The 18982-nt window shown below is 54.4% G+C and carries 13 protein-coding genes, 1 pseudogene and 1 CRISPR repeat array; of the genes and pseudogenes, 7 read left to right on the top strand and 7 right to left on the bottom strand.

The annotated features are described in order from the left end of the window. Positions 1-52: 52 nt before the first annotated feature. Positions 53-864, top strand: a pseudogene (locus ACZ5ER_RS08525) (mechanosensitive ion channel family protein). 58 nt (positions 865-922) lie between these two features. Here the strand turns inward: ACZ5ER_RS08525 and ACZ5ER_RS08520 are convergent. The 4 genes from ACZ5ER_RS08520 to thiC are packed head-to-tail and all read right to left on the bottom strand — an operon-like array spanning position 923 to position 4386. Beyond that, a complete protein-coding gene (locus tag ACZ5ER_RS08520; RefSeq protein WP_050003517.1) occupies positions 923-1516 on the bottom strand; it encodes an IMP cyclohydrolase in 594 nt (197 codons plus the stop codon). Continuing rightward, positions 1513-2445 (bottom strand): formate--phosphoribosylaminoimidazolecarboxamide ligase, encoded by a 933-nt coding sequence (locus ACZ5ER_RS08515; RefSeq protein ID WP_464934232.1) that lies wholly within the window; start codon positions 2443-2445, stop codon positions 1513-1515. The genes ACZ5ER_RS08520 and ACZ5ER_RS08515 overlap by 4 nt, the downstream gene beginning before the upstream one ends. Continuing rightward, on the bottom strand, positions 2442-3101 hold the full coding sequence (locus tag ACZ5ER_RS08510) for a phosphoribosylaminoimidazolesuccinocarboxamide synthase (protein WP_050003515.1): 660 nt from the start codon (positions 3099-3101) through the stop codon (positions 2442-2444). Before ACZ5ER_RS08510 ends, ACZ5ER_RS08515 begins: the two co-directional genes overlap by 4 nt. A gap of 4 nt (positions 3102-3105) precedes the next feature. Further along, positions 3106-4386 carry a phosphomethylpyrimidine synthase ThiC gene (gene thiC / locus ACZ5ER_RS08505; RefSeq protein WP_050003514.1) on the bottom strand — a complete coding sequence of 427 codons (1281 nt, stop codon included), beginning with the start codon at positions 4384-4386 and terminating at the stop codon, positions 3106-3108. Positions 4387-4474: 88 nt separating this feature from the next. On the opposite strand from thiC, the gene ACZ5ER_RS08500 reads away from it, so the two are divergent. The 3 genes from ACZ5ER_RS08500 to ACZ5ER_RS08490 are packed head-to-tail and all read left to right on the top strand — an operon-like array spanning position 4475 to position 8497. Further along, positions 4475-5227 (top strand): sulfide-dependent adenosine diphosphate thiazole synthase, encoded by a 753-nt coding sequence (locus ACZ5ER_RS08500; protein ID WP_050003513.1) that lies wholly within the window; start codon positions 4475-4477, stop codon positions 5225-5227. Positions 5228-5231: 4 nt separating this feature from the next. Next, positions 5232-6515 carry a bifunctional hydroxymethylpyrimidine kinase/phosphomethylpyrimidine kinase gene (gene thiD, locus ACZ5ER_RS08495; protein WP_464934231.1) on the top strand — a complete coding sequence of 428 codons (1284 nt, stop codon included), beginning with the start codon at positions 5232-5234 and terminating at the stop codon, positions 6513-6515. A gap of 38 nt (positions 6516-6553) precedes the next feature. Next, entirely contained in the window at positions 6554-8497 is a 1944-nt protein-coding gene (locus ACZ5ER_RS08490) for an ATP-binding cassette domain-containing protein (RefSeq protein ID WP_464934230.1), read from the top strand. Between the two features lie 39 nt (positions 8498-8536). On the opposite strand, the gene mrtA is transcribed toward ACZ5ER_RS08490, so the two are convergent. Genes mrtA through ACZ5ER_RS08475 form a run of 3 tightly spaced genes read right to left on the bottom strand, consistent with a single transcriptional unit; the run spans position 8537 to position 11120 of the window. Next, complete coding sequence (gene mrtA, locus ACZ5ER_RS08485) at positions 8537-9136, bottom strand: CPBP family archaeomyxosortase MrtA (RefSeq protein ID WP_464934229.1); 600 nt, start codon at positions 9134-9136, stop codon at positions 8537-8539. Between the two features lie 3 nt (positions 9137-9139). Beyond that, entirely contained in the window at positions 9140-10042 is a 903-nt protein-coding gene (locus ACZ5ER_RS08480; protein ID WP_050003509.1) for a hypothetical protein, read from the bottom strand. A gap of 43 nt (positions 10043-10085) precedes the next feature. Beyond that, entirely contained in the window at positions 10086-11120 is a 1035-nt protein-coding gene (locus ACZ5ER_RS08475; protein WP_050003508.1) for an FKBP-type peptidyl-prolyl cis-trans isomerase, read from the bottom strand. Positions 11121-11231: 111 nt separating this feature from the next. Between ACZ5ER_RS08475 and cysS the strand changes: the two genes are divergently transcribed. From cysS to ACZ5ER_RS08460, 3 genes are all read left to right on the top strand, one after another. Beyond that, positions 11232-12662: a cysteine--tRNA ligase gene (gene cysS / locus ACZ5ER_RS08470; RefSeq protein WP_464935168.1), complete on the top strand. Its 1431-nt coding sequence runs from the start codon at positions 11232-11234 to the stop codon at positions 12660-12662. 96 nt (positions 12663-12758) lie between these two features. Beyond that, positions 12759-14674: a CRISPR direct-repeat array (repeat unit 30 nt; unit sequence CTTTCAATTCTCTTCGAGTCTTATTGCAAC). 575 nt (positions 14675-15249) lie between these two features. Further along, complete coding sequence (metG, locus tag ACZ5ER_RS08465) at positions 15250-17478, top strand: methionine--tRNA ligase (RefSeq protein WP_050003506.1); 2229 nt, start codon at positions 15250-15252, stop codon at positions 17476-17478. A 119-nt stretch (positions 17479-17597) separates the two neighbouring features. Then, positions 17598-18971, top strand: coding sequence for an ATP-binding protein (locus ACZ5ER_RS08460; RefSeq protein WP_464934228.1), 1374 nt, complete (start codon positions 17598-17600; stop codon positions 18969-18971). Positions 18972-18982 lie beyond the last annotated feature (11 nt).

Here is an 18982-nt window from a genome sequence, read left to right as displayed (position 1 = left end):
CCTCTGGAAAAGTGTTAAATGGAACGCTCCTAATATACTGTGAGGCGATACCATGGTGGCTTTTGATAAACCTCTACCCTACGTGGGGGTGACCCCCTCCAGATAGCTACTGCGGTAGCGATTCTTGTGATAGGGTGGGTGGTAACAAAGATACTCGTCGGTACCTTCAAGAGGGGATTGAAGAAGACCAAGCTTCCCGGACTTGTCGTTGAGTTCCTTGGCAGGTTTCTGAGCGCGCTCCTGTACGTCGCGGTGATCCTTCTCGCGGTCAGCGCGCTGGGAATCGGCGTTGGCTCGGTCGTCCTCGGCCTCTCGGCTGTGATAGGCCTGATACTCGGCTTTGGAATGCAGGACACCCTCACAAACCTCGCGGCAGGAGTGTGGCTCGCCGCCTTGAGGCCCTTTGACAAGGGAGACTTTGTGACCGTCGCCGGCCAGACGGGAAAGGTCGAAGCTGTTGGAGTTATGAGCACGGAGCTCCTGACACCTGACAACGTCCTCATAACAATACCGAACAAGCTCGTCTGGGGAAGCGTGATAACTAACTACACTAAGATGCCGACGCGCAGGGTCAGCATTGACGTCGGCGTCGCCTACGGCACAGACCTCGATAAGGCGATAAAGGTTGCGATGGACATCATGAAGAGCCACCCAAAGGTGCTGAAGGATCCCGAGCCGGCCGTCGTCATAACTGGACTTGGGGACTCCGCGATAAACCTGCAGCTCAGGGCATGGGCCAAGATCGAGGACTACGGAACCGTTAAGGGCGACCTCACAAAGGCCATCTACGAGGCTTATATGAGGGAGGGAATTGAGATACCGTTCCCGCAGATGGGGATTCACATAAAGGAAATGCCACGCTGAGCTCCTTTCCCTTTTGACTACCAAAGAAGTTAAAAGGGGAGAATAAAAGCTTTTAAAGCTATTCTGAAGCTCTTTTCCAGCCGAGCTCCCAGTTTTTCCCGCGTAGAATTCCGATAGCGAGCACCTTGTTCTCAAACGGGAGCTCCATGGTCTTCTCAGCCAGTTCCTGGGCAGTGTTGAACTGCGGAAACTCTATCTCTGTGAAGCCGAGGTTGTACGTGGCCGTGACGAAGGCCTTGCCTTCTTTCAGCTCCAGCTCCCTTACCCAAAACTCGTCCTTTCCAGCGAAGCCGAGCCAGCCCCTTCCGTCTTTTCCTATTATCCCGGCTATCCTTGGGGTGTTGTAGTCGTCCCTCTCGTAGTCGAGCGCGTCTAAAACGTGGATTAGGGCCTTCTTAGGGCTCTCCCACTCGAGGGTCTGGGCGATGAAGTCAGTTTGGAGTCCGTTGGTGACGACCGCGTAGTCTTCAAGGAGCCTGACGACCGGGTAGCTCACGTAGGGGTTGTCCGTCTGGGTTAGGTTCTCGATGTAGACGGCGTTTTCCCTCACGATTGCCCTCCTCCTTGGGAAAGAGCGGGAGCAGAGAAGGTAGAAGGCGAAGGGCTTGCCCTTCATCAGACCGATTCCAAGCGTTCTGCCCGTGTAGGTCAAGATACCACCTCCTCAAGCCTCTCCTCTTTGAGGGCGAGGTTTATCTCGCGCGCTATCCTCCTGCCCATGCTCATAGGCTCTCTCCAGTAGAGCCTTCCGTACCAGTGGAGCGCGTTGGAACCGCCGTCAATCCTCGATGCGAAGCCTATCGCCCTGAAGGCCCCGTCGTAGGCGAAGTGGAGCGCGAACGGCCCGATAATCCCCGGAGGTTCGAGCTTTCTCATCGCCTCGACGAAGGCCAGCCCGTAGTCGTAGAGCCTCGGCAGGAGCGACTCCCTGAGGGCGACTCCGACGTTTCCGGTTATCGTGTACGGCAGGGGCTTAACCGGCCAGCGGGCGTTTCCGTCCGCTATGACCACGCGCTCGTCCACCCCGAGCAGTTCAAGGCGCTCAAGAATTGGCGAGTAGAAGAAGTGGACGTACAGGTAGACCCCCGGTATGAACTCCTCGATTCTATGGGGTTCCTTAAGTCCCTCTAACTTTTCCTCGAGCTCTTCCCCGCGCGCTATGAAGTGCCCGCTTCCCCCCTTTGGCCCTTCTATCCTGACGAAGTAGAACTCTTCTGGTTCGACTTCCTCGGGCTTGATGACCCTCACCCTTGGGATTCCGGCCTCGTCGAGGGCTCTGTCCTGGAGCTCAAAGGCCGTCTCCCACTTGAGGAAGCGCCTGTTGCCGAAGAACCTCGCTTCTGCATTCTCTATTGCCTCAAGACCGAGGTATGCCACAAAGGAGCCGTGGGGGACTATTATTCCGTCGTCATTGAGGATTGCGCTCATGTCCTTTGTTGTTACAAGCTCATCTGCAAGACCGGTTGATGCGTAGAAGGCCTTCCTCTCCGGCTTTACATAGAGCCGAGTCCTGAATCCTTCCTCTTTCGCTCCGAGTAGTATCTGGAGGGAGGAGTGAGACGCTATCGTCGAAAGTATCACCTTATCACCCCCGACAGCTCTTCCTGCGTTAAAATCCTCCCGTCCTTCGCAACGCGCATCGTGTCCCCGCTCAGCTCGTCTATGATGATTAGACCGCCGTTGAGCCTTCCGAACTCAAGCTTGAAGTCCACGAGCTGGAGCCCCTTCGATGAGAGGAATTCCCTTAAAACCCCGGCGACCTTCCTGGTGGTCTCTTTCATCTCATCTACTTCGTTTTTGCTCGCGATTCCAAGGGCCCTAACGGCTTCCTCCACAATTATGGGGTCGTCAAGCGAGTCGTCCTTGAGGGTGAACTCCACTATCCCGAGCCTCTGAAACGGCTCTGCCCACCCTCTGTATCGCCTCAGGAAGCTCCCGTAGGCAAGCTCGCGGTAGATGACCTCAAGCGGGATTCTCTCCGCCCTCAGGAAGCGCGCCCGCCTCTCGTCAATCCGCTCAACGAAGTGCGTCTTTATACCGTTCTCCTCAAGGAGCCTGAAGAAGAACTCTGTCTGCTTTAAAACGAGGCTTCCCTTTCCCTCCTTCTCTCCTATAACCTCGTTGCCCCCGCTGTCTTCCCTGCCTTCCCTACCGAGAACGGTATCCTTGAAGTGGAAGACGAGGTAGGGACCGTCCTCGTAGACGTCCTTCGTCTTGCCTGAATAGACGAGCCTCAAGCTCTCACCCCTTCCTGAGCATGTCGTTGATGAGCTTTATCGCGCATAAATCACCGCACATCGAGCATGCCTCTGTCTTTGTGGGCCTCTCCTTCCTTATCTCGATGAACCTGTCCCTGTCGGCGCTCAGCTCGAACTGCCCCGCCCAGTCGAGCCTTCCGCGCGCGAGGCTCATGAGGTAGTCCTTCTTGAAGTCGGCCTCGAAGCGGGTCAAATTGACCGCGTGGGCGGCTATCTTCGCCGCTATGACACCCTCGCGGACGTGCTCGACCGTCGGCAGTCCGAGGTGCTCCGCCGGAGTGACGTAGCACAGGAAGTCTGCGCCGTTCATGGCCGCTATAGCACCGCCTATCGCCGCGGTGATGTGGTCGTAGCCGGGGAAGATGTCCGTGACGAGCGGACCGAGGACGTAGAAGGGCGCGTTGTCGGTTGCAATCTTGGCGAGTTTCACCTGGGCGGGAATCTGGTCAATGGGCACGTGGCCCGGCCCCTCGACCATTGTCTGGACTCCGGCCTCTCTCGCGCGCCTCACGAGCCTTCCGAGGGTGTAGAGCTCGGCGATCTGGAGCTCGTCTCCGGCATCGGGAAGTCCACCGGGCCTTAAACCATCACCAAGGCTCAGAACGACATCGTACTCCTTCGCGAGCTCAAGCAGGTAGTCGTAGTCCTTGTAAAACGGGTTCTCCTCGTCCCAGTGGAGAATCCACGCCGCGAGAAAAGTTCCACCGCGCGAGACCATGCCGACGACTCTCTTCGTCCGCTTCATCTTCTCGACGACTTCCTTGGTCACTCCAACGTGAATCGTGGTGTAGTCAACGCCGTCCTTGAAGTGCTTCTCGACGGCCTTCCACATGTCGTCCTCGGTCATCTCGATGATGGCCTTCCCTTTGGCTAACATCTCCTCGGCGGCCTGGTAGATTGGAACGGTTCCGATGGGCACATCAACGGCGTGCATTATGGCCTTCCTTATAGAGTCTAGGTCACCGCCGGTGGAGAGGTCCATTATGGTATCGGCGCCGTACTTGACAGCGACCTTAGCCTTTTCTATCTCCGCATCAACATCAACTATGTCGCGGGAGGTTCCGATGTTCGCGTTCACCTTGACGCGGACGACGTTGCCAACTGCCACGGGCTTTACCCAGTCGTGGTTGACGTTGCGGAAGATTACGGTGTGGCCCTTAGCCACGCTCCGCCTGAGCTTTTCGGCGCTTATGCCCTCCCTTTCGGCGATAAATTTCATCTCCTCGGTAATTACCCCTCGCTTGGCTTCTTCCAGCTGGGTCATTTTTACCACCGATAACCTGTTTATAACAAAGTTTTTAAATTCCAAAACTAAGTTTTGAACGCAACTTAAAAGGTTTTGGGTGGTGGCGATGCTTAAGGAGATTGAGATAAGCAGGGCGATAATCGAGACCTACATGAACGAGCTTCTTGAGAGGCTGAGCCTCGACGTCGCTATCGTCGGTGCCGGTCCCTCTGGAATGGTCGCCGGCTACTACCTGGCCAAGAACGGCGCAAAGGTTGCCATCTTCGAGAAGAAGCTCTCCATCGGTGGTGGAATCTGGGGCGGTGCAATGGGTTTCAACAAAATCGTCGTCCAGGAAGAGGCGAAGGAAATCCTCGACGAGTTCGGGATAGATTACAGGCCCTTTAAAAACGGGCTCTACGTCGCTGACGCAATCGAGACGGCAACGACGATAGCGAGCAGGGCAGTGAAGGCGGGGGTTAAGTTCTTCAACATGGTAGAGGTTGAAGACCTTGTCCTTAAAGAGAACCGCGTCGCCGGAATAGTGATCAACTGGACGCCGGTGATGATGACAGGTCTGCACGTCGACCCGCTCACCGTTGAGGCGAAGTTTGTAGTTGACTCGACAGGCCACGGGGCGCAGGTAAGCGGGCACCTCGTGAAGCGCGGCCTCCTCCAGGTTCCGGGCGAGGGCCCGATGTGGGCCGAGAAGGGCGAGGAGCTGACGGTGAAGAACACGAGGGAGGTCTTCCCGGGTCTCTACGTCACCGGCATGGCCGCGAACGCTCTCGCTGGGGCCCCGAGAATGGGGCCAATATTCGGCGGGATGTTCCTGAGCGGAAGAAAAGCGGCCCTCGAAATCCTTGAGAAGCTGAGGTGATGGAATGGCCGTCCTGATTGTAGCGGGCCTCGACACGGGTGGCGGGGCCGGTTTAAAGGCCGACATCGAGACGGTCTCAGCCCTGGGCGAGCACCCGCTTCCGGTTCTCACAGCGGTGACCTACCAGAACCCCTCCGAGGTGAGGGGCTACTACCCCCTCCCTTCAGAGGCAGTGCAGGAGCAGATAAGGGCCGTTAAGGCGAGCTTTGAAATCAAAGCCGTCAAAATCGGAATGCTCGGGAGCGGGGAGATTGCAAAGGTGGTTAAGGAAGAGACCTCGGGCTTTATCAGGGTTTTCGACCCGGTGCTGAGCTCAAGCTCTGGCTCTAGGCTCATTGATGACGTTGAGTCCCTCAGGACACTCGTCGAGGGCTCGATAGTCACGCCAAACGTCCACGAGGCCGAAGCGCTGACCGGCATCGAAATCCGCTCGGTTGAAGATATGGGAAAAGCCGCAAAGGTTCTCGTGGAAAACCTTGGCGCCGAGGGCGCGGTCGTAACGGGGGGACACCTAAACTTTACCGACGTCCTCTACTGGAAAGGGAGGCTCTACGAGTTTCCGGGAGAAAAGGCCGAGGGCTTCACCCACGGAACCGGCTGTGTTTTCTCATCTGCCTTAGCGACGTTCCTTGCAGGGGAGCTTGAGCTTCCGGAGGCCGTTAAGAGGGCCAAGGGGTTCGTCGAAGGGGCAATAAGGTTCTCCAATGCAGAGGCGAAGGCTGTTAACCCCCTCTGGGAGCTGGAGAGAAACTCTTATCGCTGGAGGGCTAAGGAAGAGCTTGAAAAAGCTGTTGAGAAGCTGGTGGTCTTTGGAGAGAGGCTCAATCCTCACGTCGCCGAAGTCGGGACGAACTTCGCCTTAGCAACTCCCCTTGGAGAGGTCTTCGCCGTTAAGGGCAGAATCGTCCGCTACGGGAAGACCGTAAAGCCCGTCGGCCCCGTTGAGCTCAACGCCAGCGACCACCTCAGGAGAGCCCTCCTCAAGATGCGCGAGTTCTACCCCGAGGTCAGGGCCGTGCTGAACCTCCGCTACTCGGAGGAGCTGATAGAGAAGGCGAAGGAACTCGGCCTCGTCGTTTCGTTCTATGACCGCAGGGAGGAGCCCGAGGAGGTGAAGAGGGCAGAGAGGGGAACTATGGAATGGGGCATCGAGACGGCCGTAAAGAGGGCAGGAAAAAGGCCCGACATGGTTTACCACCTCGGCGACTGGGGCAAGGAGCCAATGGTTCTAATCTTCGGCAAGGACGCGCGGGAGGTCGTGGAGATGGTGCGGAAGCTCTTGGGCTAACGTTTTAACTCCTTTTTCCTATTTATCCCGGTGGTCCCATGCTCATAAGGGGAAGGGTCGTCGGTAACGAAATCCCGCGCTTCAAGCACCGCTGGTTCGGAATCCTCGAAGTTGAAGCCGAGGGGGAGAAATACCGCCTCTACATGACGGGCAACGTCGCCCAGTGGTTTCTGAACGGTGATGAGGTGGAAATTGAAATCCTCAACAAACCGAATGGGAAGGACGGCGTTAAGGTTCTCGACTTCGACGATTATAATCTGTGGAAGTTCTACGAGGGCGACAGGATTCCTGTGTGGCCCCTCTTTGAGAAAACCGTTGAGGCCAAGCGCTACTCGCCTTTGACGGGCGAGCTCCTCTACACCTACAAAATCAGGGCGAGGGAGGCAAAATACGAGTCCGACTTCGAGGCGATAGCCGAGCTGGAGCAGTACCACTACGCGAGCCAGAAGGAGAAAGTCGCTCTTTGGCGCTGTGAGAACGGCCACATCTTCGAGGCCAACACCAGGCAGAGATGCCCAATCTGCGGTGCTGAAAGCCACATACTCGAGATAAAGGGCTCAACTCCAGCGTCGCGCTTCCTCATCTTCGAGCTCGTCGAGAGGGAAGAATACGAGCCAAGGATTCTCAGCTACGTCCGCGTTGACCCGCCGATACCGCTCATGCACCGCCGCTTGCCGAATGGCGAAATCGAGAAGAACATCCGCGAGAAAGTCTTTCCCGAGGAGTGGTTCCACCCCGCCTTCTGGCCCGAGCGCATAATGAAGGAGCTCTATGATGAGCTGAAGAGGAAGTACGGGAAGAGGAGAATAGCCCGTTCCTACCTTTGGGAGCAGGCCAAGTGGAAAGCTTTGGCAGAGACAAACACCGCTGGAGCAAGGATTGCGAGGGTTGTGGTTCACCCCGACTACCGCTCCGACGGGCTGGGACAGTTAAGCGTCAAGTCGGCCCTCGAGTGGATAGCCGAGCGCAGGATTCCCGAGATGAGGAAAAAGAAGCACATAGTCGAGACCATAGCCCAGATGGCCCGCTACAATCCGTTCTTCGAGAAGGTCGGCTTCAAGTTTCTCTGGGAGACCGCGAGCGGAAGGCCAGTTCTCTTCTACCCGCTGACGGAAGAAGCTAAGGAGTACATCGAGCGCTTCCTGCGCGAAGACCCCTACGCGCCTCCTGAGGGTAAGCTCTGGAAGCCGAGCTACGGGAAAGTTGAGCCTTTAGCTGGGCCGATAGTCTTCAGGAACGTGGGCAAGGTCTTCGAGAGCGAGCTTGACATCAAGGGCCTGCCCGAGGAGATTCAGGAACTGCTCAAGGCCTTTGGCGTCAGACACCGCGTCATCCAGAGGCCCGTTCTGAGGAATTTAAACTTCGAAATCCAGCCGGGCGAGCTAATAGCCGTTGTTGGAGCGAGCGGGGCCGGAAAGACGACACTGCTGAGGCTCATCCTTGGAGCGGCCAACGGCTGGTGGGAGGAGCGCTTCAGGCCGACGGAGGGTGAGATTGAGGTTCCAGACAACGCCAAGGTCTCGGTCATGATTCCCGGTGAGTTCGAGCCGACCTTCGGGACGGAGAGCATCTTGGAGCACGTTTACAGGAAGATAAGCGACCTCAACGCCGCGGTGGAGGTTCTCAACAGGGCCGGTCTGAGCGATGCAGTCCTTTACCGTGCTAGGTACAGCGAGCTGAGCACCGGCCAGAAGGAGAGGGCAAGGATAGCATCCCTCCTTGCGGAAAAGCCCAACCTCCTCCTCATTGACGAGTTCGCGGCACATCTTGACACGCTCACGGCGATGCGCGTCGCCAAGAAGGTCGCCGAAATAATCCGCGAGGCGGGGATAACTGCCCTGATAATCACCCACAGGCCAGAAGTGCTGAAGGCCCTCGACCCGGACAGGGTGCTGTTTGTCGGCTACGGCACGGCAAGGGTCGAGGACAAAGGAAAATCCGAAAAGGCAGGAAATCGGAGTAGCCTGGCCGGCATCGGTTGAATGGTTTTATTCTTTCTTCCCCATTAGAGTGCACTGCTGTTAAGGGGTTACGACGACACACAGGACGTCGAAGAGGGCCGAGCCGAGCCAGTGAAGGAGGAAGCTCGGGACGAAGCTCTCACCTTCCAAGTCCATTTTTGCGAAAATTATTCCCGCGATGAAAGCATACGGCACCTCTATCGCCGGTTTTCCTATGTGGACTATTGTGTAGGGGACGTTCTGGAGAAATATCGCCAGCCACACGTTCTTTCTTGCGAGTGGAAAGAGTAGAAAGCCCCTGTAAAACGCTTCGTGGGCGAGCATTATTATGCCCATGCCCAGCTCGCCAAGAACGAAGCCAACTACGCCTGAATACGGGAACACGGGGTAGTAGCTTCTCATTGAAGGAACGGTTGTCCCATAGATACTCAGGGGGACTGAGAGGACAAACAGGAGTGCAAAGAGCTTGAGCCCATTCCGGTTCGGAAGCTTCAGCCCAAGCTCCTCCGGCCTGAACCCGAGCGCAGTTGAGATGACGGCCGGGACGAGAAGGTAAGCAGTGAAGACGATTAAAACGTGTTCCCAGAAGGATGCGGGGATTAACGGGGGGACGAAGCTTAGGGGAAAGAGAATGGAATAGAGAAGCAAAGCCCTTCTCATCCCTCACACCATGAAGCTTATTTGGACGGTAGTGGGATAGCGCCTAATCTCTATTCCGCGGTTGGTGAAGGCTATTCCTATTTCAAGGGGCCTCTTGGGGTTCGCCCTTCTAATGACGCGGATTCCGATCTCCTCACCGATTCTGTCCTTGTTGAGCCTGTTGATATAGTCGTAGAGCAGTCTGAGGAAGTTCCGGTAGTCCTGCATCTCCTCTAAGAATTCCCTCTGCTCCGGGTTTAGCCTGGGGTATAGGTAGCGGTGGAAGAACCAGTCGAATGAGCTGTACGTTTCGGAGGCATAGGCGAAGAGGAGTTTGTAGAACTCAACGTTCTTGTTGCCGAAGGCCGAGTCCATGTACTCGATGGCCTTGCCGAGGTAGCTCGCGGCCTCGCTGAGCTTCATCCTTATGAGCCTGACCTCGAGGTCGTTGCCCCTGAGGAGGAGCTGGATGTAGCGGTTGTTCCCGTAGTCCAGGTAAATCGTGTTGTAAAAAAGAGCCAGCTTTGATGGCCGTATTCTCATGTACTGGACGAGCCTTCTTATTACGTCTGAAAGCCTGTTCAGACCCCTAGGGTCCCCAATCAGGAGGGTCTCAATACCGCTAATTGTGTCCTTGACGGCAACGTCGTTGTCGAGCCAGAACTCTACTTCCCTCCTCCAGCCGGGCATGTTGTAGCGGTTGAGCACCTTAAGGTCGAGGAGAGAGACTGGAACTTCCTTCTGAATTCGTCCAAAGCGTTTCTTGAAGATGACAACAGGGTGATAACCGCTTGATGGGTTCAGGTACGATACCGGGAGCTCCATAACGCGCCTCAGGGCGAGGAGTGCATCCCTAATCTTGGGTACGTCTTCCCTGCTGAACCGACTTTCCAAGTCTTTAAGCAGAATTTCAAGGCGGCTGTCCATGAGTATCCCCTAATGAATAGAGAAAAGGAGGAAGTTAAAAACTTCACTCAGAGCTCTCCTTCTCAGCGGCCTTGGTTTTCTTCTTGCTGGTGGTCTTCCTGGTGGTAGTCCTCCTGGTCTTCCTGCCCTTCGTGCTCCTTCTGGTGGTCTTCTTCTTGGTCTTTTTCTCGGCCTCTTTCTCCTGCCCCTCTGCTTCTTCGGTCTTTTCCTGCTCCTCTGTTGCTTCGGGCTCCCCGGTTTCCTCGGTCTTCTCAGTCTTCTCCTCTGCAGGCCCCTCCTTCTGCTCCTCTGTGCGCTCGGCGGTCTCCTCAGCGCTGGTCTCAACCTTCTCCTCTTCGGCGGCCTCTTCCTTCTCGGCTTCCTCCGGTGGCTTGAGGAGCTCCTCGACGCTTGGCTTGAAGGTTATCTCCTCGTAGCCGAGGAACTTCAGGTCGCTCTCAAGGAGTATCTCGCCGAGGACCATGGTTCCCTTATCAACCTCGTCCTTGACGGGGGTGAAGTCAACGACGACGTCCTTCTCGCCGACCTCGATGATGACCTTGTTGGCATCAACCCTCGGGAGGCGGAGCTCAATCATAGCCTTGACCTTCTCTATCGGGTCTTCAATCTTCTCAACGACCTCGACCTCGTAGACGAGGTGCTTGCCGGCGTAGGGGTGGTTGAAGTCAACCCTAACGCGGCCTCCGCTGACGGTGAGAACCCTTCCCTTGAGCTTCCTTCCGCTCTCGGTTTCAATCTCGACCGGCATTCCTGGGAACGGGATTATGCCCTGCCTCCTGAACTGGCCAAGGGTGAAGGTCTTGATGAGCTTCCTGTCGCGCTTTCCGAAGCCCTTCTCGGGTGGAACCTCTATCTCGTACTTCTTGCCGACCTCAAGGCCCTCAAGGGCCTCGTCGAGCCCCTTGATGACGTGACCCGCTCCAACCGCGATTGGGACGGGGCCGTAAACGCCGTTCTCCTTGTAGATGCCAGCCTGCTTGGCGACCTCCTCCTCGGTTGTGTCAAAAATCTCGCCGGTCTCCTTAATCTTCCCGGTGTAGCGGAGCTTTATGACGTCTCCCTTCTCAACCTTGACCATCTTTCTACCCTCCTCTTTCGGGCTCTAAACCGAGTTGTGGAGTTGGTTTTTAAGCTTTCCCGCAACGATAAGCTAATAAAAAGGCGCCCCCAACATGGCCTGGTGGTGGGAATGGCGATTAGGATATACAACACCCTGACGAGGCAGAAGGAGGAGTTCAAGCCCTTGAGAGAAGGCGAGGTTAGAATGTACGTCTGCGGTCCGACTGTTTACGATTACCCTCATCTCGGCCACGCTAGGACTTACATAGCCTTTGACGTTGTAAGGCGCTACTTCGAGCACAAGGGCTACACCGTCCTCATGGTCATGAACTTCACTGACATAGACGATAAAATCATCAAGCGCGCCAACGAGACAGGGGAAGACCCAAAGGAACTGGCAGAGAAATTCCTGAGGATTTTCCTCGAGGACATGAAAGCTTTAAAGGTCAAGCCGGCCGACGTTTATCCCCGCGTCACCGAGCACATGGATGACATCATTAACTTCGTGAAGAAGCTCCAGGAAAAGGGCTACGCCTACGAAGGTAGCGACGGCGTTTACTTCGAGGTCAGGAAGTTCAGGGACTACGGAAAGCTGAGCAAGATAAAGCTCGAGGACCTCGTTAAAGGCGCGCGCGTCGAGCCAGGCGAGGGCAAGAAGAACCCCGAGGACTTCGCCCTCTGGAAAAAAGCCAAACCGGGCGAGCCCAAGTGGGAAAGCCCCTGGGGAGAGGGAAGGCCTGGCTGGCACATAGAGTGCTCCACGATGAGCAGTAAGTACCTCGGCGAGAGCTTCGACATCCACGGCGGAGGAAACGACCTCATCTTCCCACACCACGAGAACGAGATAGCCCAGAGCGAGGCCTGCTTCGGCCACGAGTGGGTTCACTACTGGATGCACACCGGCTTCCTGATGGTGAACGGCGAGAAGATGAGCAAGAGCCTCGGCAACTTCGTGACCGTTAGGGAGCTCCTCAAGCGCTACGACCCGGAGGTAATCAGGCTCTTCGTCCTCCAGAGGCACTACCGCTCGCCCCTCGACTACAGCGAGGAGGGCATTGAGCACGCCAAGAACAACCTTGAGAGGCTCTACAACACGCTTGAAAACATCCGCGTGGCGATGAGCAAGGCGGAGATTTCCTTCCGCTGGGACGAGCCCGAGTTCAGGGCCTACGAGGCCATAAGGGACGCGAGGAGGAAGTTCTACGAGGCGATGGACGACGACTTCAACACGGCCGAGGCTTTAAAGGCGGTCTTCGAGGTCAGCAACGCAATAAATCGCTACCTCACCGAGGTCGAGAGGCCCAAGGAGAGCATCCTTAGGAAGGCCTGGGAGTTCTTCAAGGACGTCGGCGAGGTCTTTGGTCTGTTCGAGGACTACTTTAAGGAGCAGAAGGCCGGAAACGAGGAGGAACTAATAAACCTGCTCGTTGAAGTCCGCGCCCAGCTCAGGAAGGAGAGGAAGTTCGATTTAGCCGACAAAATCAGGGAGGAGCTAAGAAAGCTCGGAATCCAGCTGGAGGACACACCGCAGGGAACGGTCTGGAAGAGGATTAAGGTTTGAGGTTTCTTTTTCCTTGAATGTCCCATTTTTGTTCTGAGAAATCTTTGGTCTTATTGTAGCGTTTAACTTGATACCTCAAGCGGGGAATTCAAACTTATTTCAATTCTCTTCGAGTCTTATTGCAACTGATAAGGACATGAGCATACCGCCCGAGAAACTCCCAGCTTTCAATTCTCTTCGAGTCTTATTGCAACTTCATCAGGCCCTTTTCGGGTCTTCCCCGCTGACGACTTTCAATTCTCTTCGAGTCTTATTGCAACCGTCGCCTGCTCGGCAATGTTCTACCCGGACGAGCGCCTTTCAATTCTCTTCGAGTCTTATTGCAACTGGTGCCCAGGCTTCAGAAACTCGGGCTTCTCATACACTTTCAATTCTCTTCGAGTCTTATTGCAACCGCCAGCCACCATTGATTAGAGCCCCACCATAGTTTTTGCTTTCAATTCTCTTTGAGTCTTATTGCAACACGGTGGCACCGAGATAACGCCCGTCCCGTTCAAGGTCTTTCAATTCTCTTCGAGTCTTATTGCAACCTAGGCCGGTACTCCGCCAGGGACTACTTCGACGTCACTTTCAATTCTCTTCGAGTCTTATTGCAACGCGAGACGACGAAGTAAAAGTGCAGGTTGAATTCGACTTTCAATTCTCTTCGAGTCTTATTGCAACCTGTCCGTGATACTGTTCATTACACTAATTCTCATCTTTCAATTCTCTTCGAGTCTTATTGCAACAGGCGCGGAACATCGTTCGCGAGCTCAACGCCGGCGAGGTCTTTCAATTCTCTTCGAGTCTTATTGCAACGACAGGGTGCTTAACCACTTCGCACAACTCCTCAACTACTTTCAATTCTCTTCGAGTCTTATTGCAACCCACTCGGCAAGTGGTACGCCACGCTGGAGCACGTCGCTTTCAATTCTCTTCGAGTCTTATTGCAACTCGGGCTCCGTGGAGCCATCACCACGTCGCTCTACGCCTTTCAATTCTCTTCGAGTCTTATTGCAACGGGAGCGTCCTTCCTCATTATCTCAAGTCTCTTGCCGCTTTCAATTCTCTTCGAGTCTTATTGCAACTTGGTACTTGATTTTAGACCCCTCAAGGGGTATTTTCCTTTCAATTCTCTTCGAGTCTTATTGCAACACCCTCAAAGAGGTTCAGGACAAGCTAAGCCAGCTTGCTTTCAATTCTCTTCGAGTCTTATTGCAACCTGAACATTGATCGGGTACCTCACAACCTTGTTACCAACTTTCAATTCTCTTCGAGTCTTATTGCAACCCCGGAGGAGCTCGTCCAGAAGATAAAGGAGGTTGCCCCTTTCAATTCTCTTCGAGTCTTATTGCAACAGCCTATGAGCTGGGCGAAGGCTTTTAACCCCTCAAGCTTTCAATTCTCTTCGAGTCTTATTGCAACTTGAGGACGTCGGCGAACTCGCGCGCCCTGTTGGCGCTGCTTTCAATTCTCTTCGAGTCTTATTGCAACGGTTTCCACACACAGAAATTACCGCTTTAAGAACGAGCTTTCAATTCTCTTCGAGTCTTATTGCAACCGGTGACATACTTCGTGCCAACCGTCTTGAGCTCCTCGACTTTCAATTCTCTTCGAGTCTTATTGCAACTTGGTTCCGCTAGCACCTTCAACGGTGAACGGCGCCTTCTTTCAATTCTCTTCGAGTCTTATTGCAACGCAATAAACAACGTCAACGGCTCCGCCGTCCTTACTCCTTTCAATTCTCTTCGAGTCTTATTGCAACGAGCTCCCCGTTGATAAACAGTAGCCCTGAATCATAGTACTTTCAATTCTCTTCGAGTCTTATTGCAACTTTCGACCCAGCACAAATAAGCAAAAGAAAATAAAACTTTCAATTCTCTTCGAGTCTTATTGCAACTGCTCGGCGTCTGGAGTGTTTATGTCAAAGACCCACCTTTCAATTCTCTTCGAGTCTTATTGCAACGAATAGTATCCTCATTATACCTGCCTCTCCACCGATACTTTCAATTCTCTTCGAGTCTTATTGCAACAGAGCGTGAAATTCGCCCTTTAGCCTAATGGAGAAAGAAGAACGTCCCAATATTTAAACCTTTCTGGAAATCCCCCTCATCATCGCGACCTCTGCTCGGCCTCACGGTAGCTCTTGGATTGGTGATAACCAGTTTTGAGGGCCCGTTGGAGAAACTACCCGCGACTTCCAAACACCTAAGGGCCCTTTAATTCTTACTTAGCCTCTTCTCTGCACATGTTTAAAGGAATGGTCAAGTTTCAATTGGGTTCTTCCCGAAAGTCGTTTTCTCCAGTGGTGTTTCCACTTTCCGAAAAAATTTCGTGACATTTAATCGGTGAATCTGGAACATTATGTCACATTTTCAAATTCATTGAATTCGATTTCCAACAGCCTCTTCCATCATTTCTCTCCGAATTTTCCATTCAGAAGGGGCCTTTCGAGTCTCGGCCTTTTCTCATCGTGATATCTTGGAAAGAGTGCTGGTTGATTTTATATCAAACCTTGCATATTTTGTCCTCAACTTAATAACCTACCGTAATGCTTAAAACCCGCAGGTCTTATAAGCGCAGGAAACAACGGCCATCGGTGGTTAAAATGGTTAGGTACATGGTAACCTCTGCACTCCCTTACGCGAACGGGCCGATTCACGCGGGCCACCTGGCCGGAGCGTACCTCCCGGCGGACATCTTCGTCAGGTACCTGAGGCTCAAGGGAGAGGAAGTGCTTTTCATCTGCGGCACCGACGAGCACGGGACGCCGATAACCTTCCGCGCGCTCAAGGAGGGCAGGAGCCCGAGGGAAATCGTTGACGAGTTTCACGAGCACATAAAGACAACCTTTGAGCGGGCAAAGATAAGCTTTGACTACTTCGGAAGGACTGAACTGCCAGTTCACTATAGAATAAGCCAGGAGTTCTTCCTCAAGGCGCTTGAAAACGGCCACCTCGTCAAGAAGGTCACCAAGCAGGCCTACTGCGAGCACGACAAGATGTTTTTACCAGATAGATACGTCATCGGAACCTGCCCCTACTGCGGTGCCGAGAACCAGCGCGGCGACCAGTGTGAGGTCTGCGGAAGGCCCTTAACGCCGGAAATCCTCATCAACCCGCGCTGTAACATCTGTGGCAACCCGATAACCTTCAAGGACTCGGCTCACTACTACATCAAAATGCAGGACTTCGAGGAGAGGCTCAAGAAGTGGATTGAGAGCAGGCCCTGGAAGCCCAACGTCAAGAACACCGTCCTCGGCTGGATTAACGAGGGACTCGAGGAGAGGGCCATCACGCGCGACCTCGACTGGGGGATCCCGGTTCCGCTCGACGACGAGGATGTCAAGGGCAAGGTGCTCTACGTCTGGTTTGAAGCACCAATAGGATACATCTCCATAACCATCGAGGCCCTCAAGCGCGCCGGAAGAGAGGACGAGTGGAAGAAGTTCTGGCTCAACATCGACGGCGAGACGAGGGTCATACACTTCATCGGAAAGGACAACATACCCTTCCACGCGATATTCTGGCCGGCCTTCCTGATGGCCTACGGCAAATACAAGGACGGGGAAGTCGAGGCTGAGTGGAACCTGCCCTACGACATCCCGGCCAATGAGTACCTAAATCTTGAGGGCAAGAAGTTCTCAACGAGCAGGAACTGGGCCATATGGGTTCACGAGTTCCTTGACGCGTTCCCGGCAGACTACCTCCGCTACTACCTCACCGCGATAATGCCTGAAACTCGCGACAGCGACTTCAACTTCGCCGACTTCAAGAGCAAGATAAACGAGGAGCTGGTGAACAACCTCGGAAACTTTGTGCACAGGGCTTTAACGTTCGTGAACCGCTACTTCGACGGAGTCGTGCCTGAGAGGGGTGAGCTGAACGACCTCGACAAACAGGCCTTCGAAGAGATTGAGAGGGCCTTCGAGGAGGTCGGCGAGCTCATAAGCCAGTACCGCTTCAAGGACGCCCTCAGGCGTGTCATGGAGCTGGCAATCTTCGGCAACCGCTACTTCGACTACCAGAAGCCGTGGAAGACCGCCAAGACCGACCGCGAGAGGACGGCAACAACCGTGAACGTCTCGCTCCAGATCGTCAAGGCCCTCGGAATCATCCTTGAGCCGTTCCTGCCCGACGCCAGCGAGAAGATATGGCACCTGCTCAACCTCGAGGAGCTGAAGCGCTGGGAGTTCACCGAGCTTCCGGCAGGTCACCGCGTTAGGAAGGCCACCCCGATGTTCAGGAAGGTCACCGACGAGGACATAATCTACTTCATCGTCAACTACATAGCCAGGGGCAACCCCGAGAGTGCCAGGGTGCTCCTTAACAAATACTACAAGAAGGACGACGTTGTGAGGGTGACCCTCGAAAAGTTTGGCGAAAAGCGCAGGGAAGAGGCCATGGCAATCCTTAAGAGCATCTACGGTGATGAAATCGGGGCCAAGTCCGAGAAGGCCGGAAATGCCTCCAAGAAGGAGAAGGTAAAGAAGGAAAAAGGTGGTGAAAGCATGGAGTACGTTAGCTTTGACGACTTCGCGAAGCTCGACCTCCGCGTTGGAAAGATAATCGAGGTCAAAGACCACCCGAACGCCGACAGGCTCTACGTGGTCAAGGTCGACCTCGGAGACGAGGTCAGGCAGCTCGTCGCCGGTCTGAAGAAGTACTACAAGCCGGAAGAACTCCTCAACCGCTACGTCGTCATCATAGCGAACCTCGAGCCCAAGAAGCTCAGGGGGGTAGAGAGCCAGGGAATGCTCCTTGCCGCCGACGACGGCGAGAACGTCGCCCTGCTCATGCCGGACAAGGAGATAAAGCTCGGCGCGAGGATAAGGTGAGGCCTTCGAAACCCTTTTCTTTTCTTCCGTAACCTTCAGAGGGCTGAAAATTTCCTTGAAAGGTTCATCAGGGCTTAGGCTCCGAAACTCTTAAAAAGTTATAGGCAGAGTATTATACCATGGCAATAACTTTCGTGGACAGAAAGCGGGAGCTTGAGTTCCTCGAGGAGCTGTGGGAGAAGGAGAACTCCTTCCTCCCGGTCTACGGGAGGAGAAGGGTAGGGAAGACGAGGCTCATCAAGGAGTTCATGCGGAACAAGCCCTCCGTTTATTACCTTGCTCGGAACAGCACCTACTCCGACAACCTGAGGGAGTTTTCGAGGGCGGTGCTTGAGGCATTTCCCTCAGCTTTTCTGAGCGAAACGTCGTTTTCGAGCTTTTCGGACGTTTTCGGATACCTGACAGAGAAGGGAAAGGTCGTGGTCGTTATAGACGAGTTCCCCTACCTCATCCAGTCCGACAAAAGGGTTCTGAGCGAGTTCCAGTACATAGTGGACGAGATAGTCAGGACATCAAACCTCCACCTGATACTCGTTGGCTCATCCGTCGGCATGATGGAGGAGCACGTACTGAGCCAGAAGAGCCCGCTCTACGGCCGGAGGGACGGGCAGATAAAGCTCTCCCCGCTCGGGTTCTTTGACTCATGGAAGCTCCTCGGGGTTGACGTTGAAGAGGCGGTTCAAATATACGGGGTAACCGGCGGAATTCCGGCGTACCTTGAGCTTTTCGAGAGGTTCGAGGACGTGAAGAGGCTGGCCTTTGACAAGAGGGGCTTTCTCTATGCCGAGGGCGACTTCCTTCTCTCAAGCGAGCTGAGGGAGCCGAGGGTCTACAGGCTCATCCTCAAGGCAGTAGCTGAAGGGAAGAGGAGGTTCAACGAGATAAGCACCTATACAGGAATCCCGCGTTCAAACCTTTTTAAGTACGTTGAGGTTCTTGAGAGGCTCGGATTTCTTAAACGGGAAATCCCGATAACAGCGAAGCCGAAGACTAAAAACACCCTTTACAGGATTGACGACAACTACTTGGCTTTCTACTTCCGCTTCGTCGAGCGTTACAGGAACGAGATAGAGCTTGAGGACCTCAGCTTCTGGGACGATTTCTTGAGGGATTACAACCACTACCTCGGAGGAGTCTTTGAGGACGTTGCAAAGGAATTCATCCTCAGGCTTAACAGAGCCGGCAAGCTGCCGTTTCGCTTAGCCAAGATCAGCAGGTGGTGGCGGAAGGGTGAAGAGGTAGACCTAGTTGCACTGGACGAACGGAGTAGGAAAGCCCTCTTCGTCGAGGTCAAGTGGAAAGACCTGAGCGAGAGGGAAGCCATGGGAATTCTGAAGGACTTGGAGAGAAAGGCCGAGCTTGTGGGGTTGAAGGGATGGGAGGCAAACCACGGGATAGTGGCACGGAGAGTTGAGAACAAAGAACGCCTTAGGGAGAGAGGCCACTTCACCTGGGACTTGGAAGATTTCAAGAGGTTTGCCCGCAAAGAGTGAGGTATAGTGGA

The organism is Thermococcus marinus, from assembly GCF_055389025.1.
Note: the sequence above shows the minus strand (reverse complement) of the source record. Positions and strands in the feature narration are given on the sequence as shown.

Bases quoted from the DNA above. Each gene is read 5' to 3' on its own strand.
- thiC (WP_050003514.1), bottom strand. From the start codon at position 4,386: ATGACCCAGCTGGAAGAAGCCAAGCGAGGGGTAATTACCGAGGAGATG.
- ACZ5ER_RS08500 (WP_050003513.1), top strand. From the start codon at position 4,475: ATGCTTAAGGAGATTGAGATAAGCAGGGCGATAATCGAGACCTACATG.
- thiD (WP_464934231.1), top strand. From the start codon at position 5,232: ATGGCCGTCCTGATTGTAGCGGGCCTCGACACGGGTGGCGGGGCCGGT.
- ACZ5ER_RS08490 (WP_464934230.1), top strand. From the start codon at position 6,554: ATGCTCATAAGGGGAAGGGTCGTCGGTAACGAAATCCCGCGCTTCAAG.
- mrtA (WP_464934229.1), bottom strand. From the start codon at position 9,136: ATGAGAAGGGCTTTGCTTCTCTATTCCATTCTCTTTCCCCTAAGCTTC.
- ACZ5ER_RS08480 (WP_050003509.1), bottom strand. From the start codon at position 10,042: ATGGACAGCCGCCTTGAAATTCTGCTTAAAGACTTGGAAAGTCGGTTC.
- ACZ5ER_RS08475 (WP_050003508.1), bottom strand. From the start codon at position 11,120: ATGGTCAAGGTTGAGAAGGGAGACGTCATAAAGCTCCGCTACACCGGG.
- cysS (WP_464935168.1), top strand. From the start codon at position 11,232: ATGGCGATTAGGATATACAACACCCTGACGAGGCAGAAGGAGGAGTTC.
- metG (WP_050003506.1), top strand. From the start codon at position 15,250: ATGGTTAGGTACATGGTAACCTCTGCACTCCCTTACGCGAACGGGCCG.
- ACZ5ER_RS08460 (WP_464934228.1), top strand. From the start codon at position 17,598: ATGGCAATAACTTTCGTGGACAGAAAGCGGGAGCTTGAGTTCCTCGAG.